We start from the raw sequence: 13,342 nt of genomic DNA, 5'->3' as shown, positions 1-13,342 counted from the left end.
AGTACATGACCACTTTGATAATATAATAAAGTTAGACCCTTCTGTTTGTAGAAGGGTTTCTTTACTAAATGCTGATTTACACCATAATGAAATGAGATGTTTGTAATTTCAACGGTTCTTGCACGGATACATAACTTTGCTTATACATTGTCTGAAATATTGTTGATATCTCTTTTATTATTTTAGAAAGGATGAAAAAAATGGTAAAACCTGTAATAGCGATTGTGGGTCGTCCAAATGTTGGAAAGTCTACAATCTTTAATAGAATAGTTGGTGAGCGGATTTCGATAGTTGAAGATATACCTGGGGTTACTCGAGATCGAATTTATAGTTCAGCTGAGTGGCTTAGTCATGATTTCAATATTATCGATACCGGTGGAATTGATATTGGAGACGAACCTTTTTTAGAACAAATTCGTCAACAAGCAGAAATTGCGATCAGGGAAGCAGACGTCATTATTTTCTTAACAAATGGTAGAGAGGGAGTTACCTCTGCAGATGAAGAAGTAGCAAAGATTCTTTATCGCGCTAAAAAGCCAGTGGTTCTTGCTGTAAATAAAATTGATAACCCAGAAATGAGAGATCTCATTTACGATTTTTATGCCTTAGGCTTTGGCGAACCTTATCCAATTTCGGGTTCACATGGTTTAGGTCTTGGCGATCTTTTAGATGCTGCAGCACAGCATTTTCCAAGCAAGGACGAGAATGACTATGATGATGACGTTATTAAGTTTTCTCTAATTGGTCGACCAAATGTAGGGAAATCATCACTTGTCAATGCGATGCTTGGAGAAGAACGAGTAATCGTAAGTGATATCGCTGGTACAACTAGAGATGCGATAGACTCAATGGTAACTGTTAATGGAGAACGCTACGTCATTATCGATACGGCAGGAATGAGAAAAAGAGGAAAAGTGTACGAAACAACAGAAAAGTATAGTGTGCTTCGTGCGCTACGTGCGATTGAACGTTCCGACGTCGTTTTAGTCGTTATTAACGCAGAGGAAGGAATCATCGAACAGGATAAAAAGATAGCTGGGTATGCCCATGAAGCAGGACGAGCTATTGTGGTAGTCGTGAATAAATGGGATGCAGTGGAAAAAGATGAAAAGACGATGAAAGAATTCGAGGAAAAAATACGTGCGCATTTCTTATTCCTAGACTATGCTCCAATTGTTTTCTTATCTGCTAAAACAAAAAAGAGAATTCATACATTGATTCCAATGATAAACAAAGCGAGTGAAAATCATTCGATGCGAGTGGAAACAAGTGTATTAAATGATATTGTTATGGACGCTGTAGCGATGAACCCTACGCCAACAGACAACGGAAAGCGTCTTAAAATTTATTATACGACTCAAGTTTCAGTCAAGCCACCTACCTTTGTTGTCTTTGTCAATGATCCAGAGCTTATGCATTTCTCATATCAGCGATTTATAGAAAATCGTATTAGAGAAGCTTTCGGATTTGAAGGAACTCCTATCAAAATCTTTGCTAGAGAAAGAAAATAAGTTAAAGGTTGTGATGCTATGCAAATCCAAAAAGAAAAAATTGCTGTAATTGGAGCGGGAAGCTGGGGAACTGCCTTGTCTTTAGTGTTAGCGGACAATGATCATGAAGTGAGATTATGGGGACATAATCGGGATCAAATCAGCGAGATAAATGCCACTCACATGAATAAGAAGTATTTACCAGAAATCATACTTCCTGAAACAATTGTTGGTTACGACTCTCTTGAAGAAGTTTTAAAAGAAGTAAACACCATCATATTAGCTGTACCAACTAAGGCGATTCGTGAAGTGATTAAAAAGATGATTCCATTCCTTGAAAATCCACTAACAATAGTTCATGTTAGTAAAGGGATTGAGCCGGATACACTTATGCGCATTTCAGAAATGATTGAAGATGAAATGCCAGAGAGTCTTTTACAAGATGTGGTTGTATTATCTGGGCCGAGTCATGCTGAAGAGGTAAGTCTTCGTCAACCAACAACGGTGACGGTCTCATCCAAGAGCATGGAAGCAGCTGAACGTGTGCAGGACTTATTTATTAATCAGCATTTCCGGGTATATACAAATCCTGATATTATAGGTGTAGAAGTGGGTGGCGCATTAAAGAATATTATTGCGTTAGCTGCCGGGATCACGGATGGATTAGGATATGGGGATAATGCAAAGGCTGCCTTAATAACTAGGGGGCTTGCAGAAATAGCTCGGTTAGGTACAAAAATGGGGGCAAGTCCTCTAACATTCTCAGGCTTAACAGGTATAGGGGACTTAATCGTTACTTCTACAAGTGTTCACTCAAGAAACTGGAGAGCTGGGAATTTGCTTGGCAAAGGCCAGAATTTAGATGAGGTGCTTGAAAATATGGGCATGGTAGTAGAGGGTGTAAGAACCACAAAAGCCGCTTACCAACTAGCAGAAAAGTACGGTGTGAAGATGCCAATTACAACGGCTTTATATAATGTTCTATTTAACCATGCAAAACCGAAGGATGAAGTGGATTTACTCATGACACGTGTAAAAACTCATGAGATGGAAGATCTTGCAAATGTACTAGTTGAAAAGGGATTGGAATAAATATTTTCAAAATTGGGCTTTTCAATGATGCGTTTACATAGAGAAATGCATACAATGCAACGAAGCAAACCTGGTGAAATGAACAGGGAGTATGTATATTTAGTCTTACGAGCTGAAGTAAAGAGCTGCCCCTCCTTTGCTTCAGCTTTTTTTGATCTTAAATGAGTAAGGCAAGCATTGGAGCATTTATGATATAATATTTTAGGCAAAGGGAGGGAGTTATTTATGTCAACGTCACTAATGAAAATGTGGATCTCCTTGGCGGGGATGGGCTTTATGTTTATTTCCATTATTTTAATTTACTTAAGCAGATTTAAATTTTCTAACAAAGTTTTAAAAGCAATAACGGCTATTATTGCTTATTCTTTAATGGTTATTTCTGGAATAATCATTTTTTTTGTCGTGCTATCGGGACCAACAAGTTAAGTGTATTGGAAATACATAGGTTAAAAGGGTTGAGTGTATGAAAAACCAAGTAGTATTGTTATTGTCTATTGTTTTAATATTATTGACGGGCTGCATGTATCCTCAAGATGAGTTAGCTCAAAACCAAATACCGTACGAAGATCAAGTTCAAGCAGTTCAATCAGCGGTTAAGCAATTTCAAGAGGACAATGGTGGCATCTTACCTATAAAGACAAAGGAAATGGATACTCCTATTTACGAAAAGTATCCGATTGATTTTAACCGAATCAGTCCAAAGTATTTAGCAGAACCACCTGGAAACGCTTATGAATCCGGAGGTATATTTCAATACGTACTAGTTGACGTAGAGGAGAATCCAACGGTAAAGATCTTTGATTTGCGAATGGCGGAAAAAATTAAAGATATAAATCTTTTAATTAGTTTACAAAAATACCCTCCATACAAAGAAGAAATAACAAAAGGTGTATACACAATGGATTTCAAGAAAATAGGTTATGAGGAAGAACCATTTGTTGTTAGTCCTTATACGAACCAAAACCTTTCTTTTGTTATTACTGGAAGTGGTGAAGTATTTATAGATTACAGAAGTGATTTATATCAAGCGATGCAAAGTGGAAGTTGTAAGAAGACAGCGGGAGAGGATATTCGCGACTGCTTATTGCAAGATTCATTGTTTGTGCCTGCCTTTTCACTACCTTATACAATGGATGAAAAGACGAAAGAACCTATCTTTTTAGTGGATTAGTCATAACCCCTCACCTACAGAAATAGAATGTAGGAGAGGGGCTTTTTATATTTGTATGGACTATAACAGTTAGGCAAAAAAAATTATAAAAACTGTCATAACGTTGTAGGACAACGTCATACACATATATTGTCTATACATTAGGGTTATTTTATCCCACTATCTCATAGATTTCAGGAGGGGATCACTTGGAAAAGGTAGATATTTTTAAAGATATTGCCGAAAGAACGGGCGGCGATATATATTTAGGAGTTGTAGGAGCTGTAAGAACAGGAAAATCAACCTTTATTAAGAAATTTATGGAGCTAGTTGTTATTCCAAACATGGCAAATGAATCAGATCGAGCTCGCACCCAAGATGAATTGCCTCAAAGTGCTGCTGGAAAAACGATTATGACAACTGAACCAAAATTTGTTCCAAATCAGGCTGCAAGCATTCATGTTGACGATGGGTTGGATGTGAATATCCGCTTAGTTGACTGTGTGGGCTATACGGTCCCAGGTGCAAAGGGTTATGAAGACGAAAATGGACCAAGAATGATTAATACGCCTTGGTATGAGGAGCCTATTCCATTCCACGAAGCAGCTGAAATTGGAACAAGGAAGGTTATACAAGAGCACTCAACGATTGGTGTGGTTATTACTACAGATGGTACCATCGGAGAAATTCCACGTTCTGCATACTTAGAAGCCGAGGAAAGAGTAATCAATGAATTAAAAGAGGTTGGCAAACCGTTCATTATGGTCATTAACAGCGTACAACCATATCATCCAAATACGGAAAAATTACGTTCAGAGCTTTCAGAGAAATACGATATTCCTGTATTAGCTATGAGTGTAGAGGGAATGCGCGAAGGTGATGTCATGAACGTGATGCGTGAAGCGCTTTATGAATTCCCTGTGCTCGAAGTAAACGTGAATCTTCCTAGCTGGGTTATGGTACTTAGAGAAGATCACTGGTTAAGGGAAAGCTATCAGGAAGCAGTGAAAGACACAGTTAAAGATATTAAGAGATTAAGAGATGTTGACCGAGTCGTAAGTCAATTTAGTGATTATGAATTTATTGATCGTGCAGGTCTTGCTGGAATTGAGATGGGGCAAGGAATTGCAGAGATCGACCTATACGCTCCAGATGATTTATACGATGACATTTTAAAAGAAATTGTCGGAGTAGAAATAAGAGGAAAAGATCATTTGTTAGAGCTAATGCAAGACTTTGCACATGCTAAGCAAGAATATGATCAAATCTCTGATGCGCTTAAGATGGTGAAACAAACAGGTTATGGAATTGCTGCACCATCACTTGCGGATATGAGCCTGGATGAGCCTGAGATCATCCGTCAAGGACCACGCTTTGGTGTACGCTTAAAAGCGGTAGCTCCATCCATTCATATGATTAAAGTGGATGTAGAGTCTGAATTTGCTCCGATTATCGGTACAGAGAAGCAAAGTGAGGAATTGGTTCGTTACTTAATGCAGGATTTTGAGGACGATCCACTTTCTATCTGGAACTCTGATATTTTTGGAAGAAGCCTAAGTTCAATTGTTCGTGAAGGGATTCAAGCAAAATTATCATTAATGCCTGAAAACGCAAGATATAAACTAAAAGAAACACTAGAAAGAATCATCAATGAAGGTTCTGGTGGATTAATTGCTATAATCTTATAATGTATCGACTCCTATCTAGGAGTCTTTTTTTTTGATTGATTTTAATAAAACTACGACAAAATTCGTTAAAAACCACGAAAATACTACCATAAATTAGCGAAAATTCTTGATAACCCCAATTTATTATGATAATCTTTTAACAGAATTACTACGATATGCCGTCAAACCCTTATAAATAAAGGTTTTTCGTAAAAAAAACGTTGAAAAATTAGTTTTCATCATTTAATATAAGGCATGTCAGAGAAAACAGCTTCAATTACGTATAGAATTCAACTAAATTGTTTACTAATGAAGATAAGAACGTTTTCACTTACTGAATATACCATTTTGGGAGGAGGTGAAAGGCATGAACAAGACAGAACTAATCAACGCAGTTGCTGAAGCAAGTGAACTTTCTAAAAAGGACGCTACTAAAGCAGTTGACGCAGTTTTCGATTCAATTCTTGAAGCCCTTAAAAACGGTGATAAAGTTCAATTAATCGGATTTGGGAACTTCGAAGGTGCGGGCTGTTGCTCCATAACTAACGTAGCATAACGCTATAGGATGCAAATCCAAAGTTAGGAAATGAGCGGACTCCGTTGGAGTCTAACTACACGCACCTGATGGGCGTATGAAAAATCGCCCCATATCTAATATCACATTTGGATATGAGTCTGAGACTCCTACGTGCAACGAGGTGATAGCACACCAGATTGTACGAAGCTAGGTAAAGTCGTAATCTACGTTGCGAGTGACTCTCTTCTATATGAAGAATCTCTACTTCGGTTGAGAACGTAACAATGATGCGGGACTCCAAAACTGAATATGGCTAGGTGACTAACCCTTGTGTGAAGCGTCGATATTGCCGCCTCCCCTTGTCACTAAGGGGACACAGAGTAGGTGTGATGGGATTTTCTTCGATGGTTCCATCATCTAATACACTAAATAGTATTGGAAATAGAGAACAATTTGTGATATTAAACTCTATTCAGGCCTAACGGCGTAAAGAGGGAGCCTAAGTTCAGTTTAAAGGAAAGGTCGTGTGGAACAGTCGAGAGCGAGTAATCACAGGAGGTATGCTATTACCTAAGAGCGTGATGAAAGCAGTCAGCGTCCCATAGTAGTGATGACGAGATGCCGTTATTAGTATAGGAGTAATTCTATATGAAGGATATAAACATCTCTGAGCGAAGGGGACTAGTCGGTAGAGAAGATAGTGAAAATCGACGTACGACAATACAAGGCAAGTCCGAGTTAAACAGCTAACCTATCAGTCACTACTACAAAAGGAGTGATGATATGGGGTTTAAAGGTCGTACAATCGCAGGAGAAAGAGACTTAATAGGATTCCAAGATAAGTTATATCAAGTGGCTCTAGAGGGAAAACCTCTATACAATTTACTTGAGTTTATGAAATCCGAACCAGTAATTGATAAAGCCATACACAACATAAAATCCAATCGGGGTTCCCAAACTGCGGGAGTCGATGGTGCAACCATCAACGACTATCTACAAATGGATAGATTGGAACTTATCGAACTTATTAAATCTCAAATTGACAACTATAACCCAAAGATGGTTAGAAGAACCTATATTCCTAAAGGGAAAAATACAGGCAAATTCAGACCACTTGGCATACCCGTAATAGTTGACCGAATTATTCAGGAAATAGCAAGGATGGCTATCGAACCCTATTGTGAAGCAAAATTCTACCCTCATAGTTATGGTTTTAGACCATACAGGAGTACAGAACACGCCATCGCAAGGGTTGTACAAAACATCAATGCGAAAGCCTATATTGCCATCGAAGGCGATATTAAAGGGTACTTCGACAACATCAACCACAACAAGCTACTAGCAATGTTATGGGAAATGGGAATCAAGGATAAACAATTCCTTGCTCTCATCAAAAAGATGCTGAAATCGAAGATACTAGATGACGGTGAGATAATCGACTCTGATATGGGTACACCGCAAGGTGGTATTATCAGCCCCCTTCTAGCAAATATATACCTGAACAACTTCGATTGGATGGTTAGCGACTTATGGGAATCACACCCAGCGGTAGTGACTTATACCACTACTAGAAAAGGAAAAACTGTCGAAGAAAAGACTTACCAATCCTTACGGAATAAGACGGTTGCGAAACACCACAAGGTAAACCTTGTGAGATATGCAGATGACTGGATAATCCTCACGGAATCCAAGGAATACGCCCAAACGCTTCTCACTAAGCTAAGGAAGTATATGAAGCATAAACTCTCACTTGAATTATCCGAGGAGAAAACGGTCATTACAGACTGTCGAGAAGAACCATTACACTTTCTCGGTTTCTTAATCAAAGCCGAACCTAAACGTCTGGATGGTAAGATAGTTGGGAAAGTCTATCCTGATTGGAAGAAGCTCTTGCCTAAGATTAATGAAATTAGTCAGGATATTAACCAATTACGTAGACTAAAACACGCTAAAGACAGAGTAGCACGGATTGAACTTATCAATTCAAAAATCATTGGTATAGCCAACTATTATAAAATCGGCATAGCAAAGAAAACCTTTTCGAAAATCGATAATTTATTATTCAGAGTAACGTTGGGTAGTTTTAGGAAGCTCTATGGTGGAAATCATACCAAACATATCTATAAGGTATGCGAGCTTTCTAACAGGGTTGTAAGGCACGAAGGGTATAACTTCAAGACATACGCAGAAGTATATCAAGACAGTATCGTGGGGATAACTATTACTGCAATCACTAAGATTGAGTATGCAAAGTTATTCAATCCTGCTTGGATTCCTTACACCCCTGCGGGGCGAGACAAATGGCACGAATCGACTCAAAAGAATCGTAAGCTACATCTCGAAGACATATGGACTAATTACGATAAATTAGGAATATATGCGAACCTAAATAACCATAAACACAACTTTGAATATTATATGAATCGACCATACGCTATTAAACGTGATAAAGCCAAATGCTCAGTTTGCAAAGATTTTGTATACCCACATTCAGTGGAGGTACATCATCGCAAACCTGAATTGTCCCTTGATAAAGTGAATAAAGTCTCTAACTTGACGACATTGTGTGTTCAGTGCCATAAATATGTCCATAATGATGTACAGGTTATGGAAGGCTTAAAGCCTAATCAGCAGAAGAAAATTCTTAAGTTAAGAAAAGAATTAACTATGACTGAATAGGTATAGTTGTTAAACGAGCGACGAGAATTAACTAGAATGCCCATACGGAGGCGACGATGTACTGGGTAAACCATTAGGTATCTGTATCGATGGAACGCCGTATGCGGGGAAACTCGCACGTACGGTGTGGAGTGGGGGAAAACGTGGAGTTGCATAAACAAAACGTTACCTATCACTATTTCGTGAGCGTGCAGCTCGTAAAGGACGTAACCCACAAACTGGTGAAGAGATCGAAATCTCTGCTAGCAAGGTTCCTGCTTTCAAACCAGGAAAAGCGCTTAAAGACGCTGTAAAATAATACATAAATTGATATATGTTTATGTTATAGAAAAGGATCTCGTTTATACGTGATCCTTTTTCTATTTTTTCTGCTCTTTTGTGGCACATTAAAAGAACCTTCTACTTTGCTAGAAAGAATTTGGTTGTGCTAATATGTATAAGTATAGTTGGCATGATATGAAAAAACAGAGGGAACTCATTGCAGTAGGAGGAATTTAGTATGTCAGAAGTTAATCGTACCCAAATAGAGGAAGCGGTGCGTCTTATATTAGAAGCCGTAGGAGAAGATCCAAATCGTGAGGGTGTGTTAGATACGCCAAAACGAGTAGCGAAAATGTATGAGGAAGTATTCTCGGGATTGAAACAAGATCCAAAAGAATATTTCGAAACAGTATTTAGTGAGGACCATGAAGAGATTGTCCTTGTAAAAGATATTCCGTTTTACTCCATGTGTGAACATCATCTTGTACCTTTTTATGGTGTCGCTCATGTAGCTTATATACCAAGAAATGGTCGTGTCACGGGTTTGAGTAAGTTAGCTAGAGCTGTTGAAGCAGTAGCTAAACGTCCTCAGTTGCAAGAAAGAATTACTTCCACAGTGGTTGACGCGATTATGGAGAAACTGGAGCCTTATGGTGCAATGGTCGTTGTTGAAGCAGAGCATATGTGTATGACTATGCGTGGAGTTAAAAAGCCTGGTGCTAAGACCGTAACTCAAGCAGTCCGAGGCTCACTTGCGGAGGACGCAACAGCAAGAGCTGAGGTGCTTTCCTTAATTAAATACTAAACATTATAGAGGGGGCTACATAACGGTTAGCCCTTTCAATCAAAATGAGGGAGCGAGAAATAATGGACCCAAAAACTTCGCTAACAAGTGATTATATTGTTATTAAAGCAATAGAAGATGGTGTCAATGTAATCGGTTTAACAAGAGGGACCGATACCAAGTTTCATCACTCAGAGAAACTAGATAAAGGCGAAGTAATGATTGCTCAGTTTACTGAACACACATCAGCGATAAAAATTCGCGGAAATGCAAAAATTATCACTTCTTATGGAGAGGTTGAGAGCGAAACAAAAGGGAAATAAATGCTAAACATGACCATTTGTTAAGCATTTGTGTTATAATTGTCTCTGCCTTTAGTGGAGTAATAAATCGTACATATGCAGTAAACTTTATGAATTATAATAAGGGTAATCACATTACATATACAGAATTTGGGGATACAAGGGTGATAATTGTGGGAGACTTTCAAAGAAAAATAGCCGATGTGAAGGAAAAAGTAGAGGAAAGGCTCCTTCACCCCTATATGTTCCAATATATTAATAAACCAGTGTTAGACGAAGATAAGCTTTTATTGTTAATTTCGATTTTGGATCAGTGTAAGTTATCTGATAAAGAGTTGGAGAATTATACTATAACGACCATGTTGCTTCAAGTAGCCCTTGATACTCATGAACAAGTGACCAACACAAATACGAATAATGAAATCTTAAAGCAGAGGCAATTAACTGTATTAGCTGGCGTTTATTATAGTGGGTTATATTATAAACTACTAGCAGAGTGTAATGATGTTCACGCTATCCGGATGCTAGCTCAAGGAATAAAAAAAATTAATGATAAAAAAATAATTGTATATCAAAAAGGTAGTTCTGAAATTGATACGTTGATGAATAATGTCAAGTTGATCGAATCATCTCTTATTGATCAATTTACTGATTATTTTCGTTTAGATGGATGGGATAGCATTGTTGAAAATTTTTTGTTAATAAAGCGGCTTAGTAAGGAAAAGGATAATTTTGTACAAAGAAAATCCTCGATTGTATTTGACGCTCTTCATACTCTTGTTTTTCCAAAACATAACGGTTCACTTAAAGACCTGTCTCTTGAGCAACAAAACTACTTAATATTGATTTGTGACCGATATATAGAGTTCTCTAAACAATTATTAGAAAAGGCTAAAAAAGAGCTTCCTCGAATAAATGAGCTGTTAGATTCTCGAATCACATCCATTATAAACCAAAAAACGATGGCAAAAACATTTGTGGAAGAAGGGTAACAAGTATGAATCAATCGAAAGAAGAACGAGTTCATAACGTTTTTGAAAAGATCTCAGATAACTACGACAAAATGAATTCTGTTATTAGCTTTAAACTCCATACTAAATGGAGAGAAGATACGATGAAAAGAATGAAAGTACAAAAAGGGAAAAAGGCACTAGATGTTTGTTGTGGAACAGCCGATTGGACCATTGCACTTGCAGATGCTGTAGGCTATACCGGTGAAGTGGTAGGACTTGACTTTAGCCAAAATATGCTTAATGTGGGTAAACAAAAGATTACTGAGGCCAATCTCAATCAAGTGACGCTCATCCATGGAAATGCCATGGAGCTTCCATTTCCTGACCATTCATTTGATTATGTTACGATTGGATTTGGATTAAGAAATGTACCCGATTATCTTCAAGTATTGAAAGAGATGAATCGTGTATTAAAGCCGGGCGGAATTGCAGTATGTCTTGAAACATCACAACCAACAATAATAGGCTATCGACAGCTCTTCTATTTTTATTTTCGATTTATTATGCCGTTGTTTGGTAGGATGTTTGCAAAAAGTTATAGTGAATATTCCTGGCTGCAAGAATCAGCTAGAGATTTTCCAGGGGTAAAAGAACTCGCTGAATTATTCAAACAAGCTGGTTTTAAGGACGTCACTTATAAGCCATACAGTGGCGGGGCAGCTGCTGTTCATTTTGGTCATAAATAAAATAATCTTCATGTACAGGTTAGGCTAGGTGATTCACGAATGAAGCTGAAAATGATGTATTCATTTTTAAACTCAGATATTAATATAATTGAGAAAACACTAGAAGATACGGTGGAGGCTGAGTCACCTCTTCTTCGTCAAGCATCTCTACACTTGTTGCAAGCAGGGGGGAAGAGAATTCGCCCTGTTTTTGTTTTGCTGTCAGGAAAGTTTGGCGACTATGATATACATGGAATGAAGAACGTGGCAGTAGCGCTAGAACTTATCCATATGGCTTCACTTGTTCATGACGATGTCATTGACGATGCAGAACTTAGACGCGGCCAGCCAACCATTAAAGCCAAATGGGATAATCGGATTGCGATGTATACAGGCGACTATATTTTTGCCAGATCGCTAGAATTAATGACAAATATTAAAAACCCACTTGCTCACCAAATTCTCTCTGAAACGATTGTTCAGTTATGTGTTGGGGAAATTGAGCAAATAAAATTTAAATATGATTACAATCAAACACTACGTGACTATCTGCTGCGTATTAAGCGAAAAACAGCTTTATTGATTGCAGCTAGCTGTCAACTCGGGGCGGTGGCAGCAAACGTGGATGAAGAGATTCACAAGAAGCTGTATCAGTTTGGATATTATGTAGGTATGTCTTTTCAAATCACGGATGATGTTCTGGACTTTACGGGTACGGAAGAGCAATTAGGTAAACCAGCTGGAGGAGACTTATTACAAGGGAATATTACCCTACCAGTATTGTTTGCAATGGAAGATAATTCTTTACGTAAAAAAATTACTGCTGTTCATGAACATACTTCATCCGCAGAAATTGAAGAGATTATCCGTGCAATAAAGAATTCTGATGCGATTGAGCGTTCACTTTCTATAAGTGATCGGTACTTACACAAGGCGATTGATGTATTAAATCAATTACCAAATAACCGTGCCAAAAAGACGTTAAGAGATATAGCTGTGTACATAGGTAAACGAAAATTTTAAATGTTGCGAAATCAGTTATAACTATGTTACGATTTTCGTGGATTGTTTATTGGCAATCATATACATATACGAATCATAGAGGAGTGTAACTGATGGAGAAAACATTTTTAATGGTTAAACCAGATGGGGTCCAACGCAATTTGATTGGTGAAATAGTTGGACGTTTTGAGAGAAAGGGCTTTCAATTAGTGGGTGCAAAGTTAATGCTGATTTCTAATGAGTTAGCTGAACAGCATTACGGTGAACATAAAGAACGCCCTTTCTTCGGTGAGTTGGTTGACTTTATCACTTCAGGTCCTGTTTTCGCAATGGTTTGGGAAGGGGAAAATGTAATTGCTGCTGCACGCCAAATGATGGGTGCAACAAATCCAAAGGATTCTCAACCGGGAACCATCCGTGGGGACTTTGCTGTGATTGTTGGGAAAAATATTATCCATGGATCAGATTCAGCTGCCAGTGCTGAAAGAGAAATCGCTTTATTTTTTAAAGAAGAGGAACTTCTTTCATATAACAAGCTTATAAACAATTGGGCTTATTAATACTAAAAGAGACTTGTTTTTTACAAGTCTCTTTTTTGTAACCGTATTCAAAACATAGGAGTGAAAAATACCCAAGGCTTTTCTCACATAATTTTTCTCCTTTTTTATTGAATTTCGCTATAATAATACATACAGATAGAAAAGTTCAAGTTCAGGGGAG

12 protein-coding genes and 2 pseudogenes are annotated in these 13,342 nt (G+C 37.9%); all 14 read left to right on the top strand.

What is annotated here, in order from left to right:
- Positions 1 to 200 precede the first annotated feature (200 nt).
- Positions 201 to 1,511 carry a ribosome biogenesis GTPase Der gene (der, locus tag ACFFHF_RS21130; RefSeq protein ID WP_160547134.1) on the top strand — a complete coding sequence of 437 codons (1,311 nt, stop codon included), beginning with the start codon at positions 201 to 203 and terminating at the stop codon, positions 1,509 to 1,511.
- Between the two features lie 18 nt (positions 1,512 to 1,529).
- The gene (locus ACFFHF_RS21125; protein ID WP_160547135.1) at positions 1,530 to 2,582 is read left to right on the top strand and encodes an NAD(P)H-dependent glycerol-3-phosphate dehydrogenase; all 1,053 of its coding nucleotides are present in this window, start codon (positions 1,530 to 1,532) and stop codon (positions 2,580 to 2,582) included.
- A 225-nt stretch (positions 2,583 to 2,807) separates the two neighbouring features.
- Entirely contained in the window at positions 2,808 to 3,008 is a 201-nt protein-coding gene (locus tag ACFFHF_RS21120) for a DUF2768 family protein (protein ID WP_160547136.1), read from the top strand.
- A 37-nt stretch (positions 3,009 to 3,045) separates the two neighbouring features.
- Positions 3,046 to 3,753 (top strand): YphF family lipoprotein, encoded by a 708-nt coding sequence (locus ACFFHF_RS21115; RefSeq protein ID WP_377058984.1) that lies wholly within the window; start codon positions 3,046 to 3,048, stop codon positions 3,751 to 3,753.
- A gap of 188 nt (positions 3,754 to 3,941) precedes the next feature.
- The gene (spoIVA, locus tag ACFFHF_RS21110; RefSeq protein ID WP_160547138.1) at positions 3,942 to 5,420 is read left to right on the top strand and encodes a stage IV sporulation protein A; all 1,479 of its coding nucleotides are present in this window, start codon (positions 3,942 to 3,944) and stop codon (positions 5,418 to 5,420) included.
- 346 nt (positions 5,421 to 5,766) lie between these two features.
- A pseudogene (locus tag ACFFHF_RS21105) lies at positions 5,767 to 5,919 on the top strand (HU family DNA-binding protein); the annotation flags it as partial.
- A 780-nt stretch (positions 5,920 to 6,699) separates the two neighbouring features.
- Complete coding sequence (gene ltrA, locus ACFFHF_RS21100) at positions 6,700 to 8,595, top strand: group II intron reverse transcriptase/maturase (protein ID WP_340904492.1); 1,896 nt, start codon at positions 6,700 to 6,702, stop codon at positions 8,593 to 8,595.
- A gap of 181 nt (positions 8,596 to 8,776) precedes the next feature.
- Positions 8,777 to 8,893, top strand: a pseudogene (locus ACFFHF_RS21095) (HU family DNA-binding protein); the annotation flags it as partial.
- Between the two features lie 201 nt (positions 8,894 to 9,094).
- Positions 9,095 to 9,661 (top strand): GTP cyclohydrolase I FolE, encoded by a 567-nt coding sequence (gene folE, locus ACFFHF_RS21090; protein WP_160547139.1) that lies wholly within the window; start codon positions 9,095 to 9,097, stop codon positions 9,659 to 9,661.
- Between the two features lie 62 nt (positions 9,662 to 9,723).
- Positions 9,724 to 9,963: a trp RNA-binding attenuation protein MtrB gene (gene mtrB, locus ACFFHF_RS21085; RefSeq protein WP_160547140.1), complete on the top strand. Its 240-nt coding sequence runs from the start codon at positions 9,724 to 9,726 to the stop codon at positions 9,961 to 9,963.
- A gap of 152 nt (positions 9,964 to 10,115) precedes the next feature.
- Positions 10,116 to 10,934, top strand: a complete 819-nt coding sequence (locus ACFFHF_RS21080) for a heptaprenyl diphosphate synthase component 1 (RefSeq protein WP_377058983.1) — start codon at positions 10,116 to 10,118, stop codon at positions 10,932 to 10,934.
- 5 nt (positions 10,935 to 10,939) lie between these two features.
- On the top strand, positions 10,940 to 11,641 hold the full coding sequence (gene menG, locus ACFFHF_RS21075) for a demethylmenaquinone methyltransferase (protein WP_377058982.1): 702 nt from the start codon (positions 10,940 to 10,942) through the stop codon (positions 11,639 to 11,641).
- Between the two features lie 39 nt (positions 11,642 to 11,680).
- Entirely contained in the window at positions 11,681 to 12,643 is a 963-nt protein-coding gene (gene hepT, locus ACFFHF_RS21070; RefSeq protein ID WP_160547143.1) for a heptaprenyl diphosphate synthase component II, read from the top strand.
- A gap of 92 nt (positions 12,644 to 12,735) precedes the next feature.
- Positions 12,736 to 13,182 (top strand): nucleoside-diphosphate kinase, encoded by a 447-nt coding sequence (ndk, locus tag ACFFHF_RS21065; protein WP_160547144.1) that lies wholly within the window; start codon positions 12,736 to 12,738, stop codon positions 13,180 to 13,182.
- Positions 13,183 to 13,342: the final 160 nt, after the last annotated feature.

The sequence above is a fragment of the Robertmurraya beringensis genome (assembly GCF_042433785.1).
GTDB classification, from domain to species: Bacteria; Bacillota; Bacilli; order Bacillales; family Cytobacillaceae; genus Robertmurraya_A; species Robertmurraya_A beringensis.
Note: the sequence above shows the minus strand (reverse complement) of the source record. Positions and strands in the feature narration are given on the sequence as shown.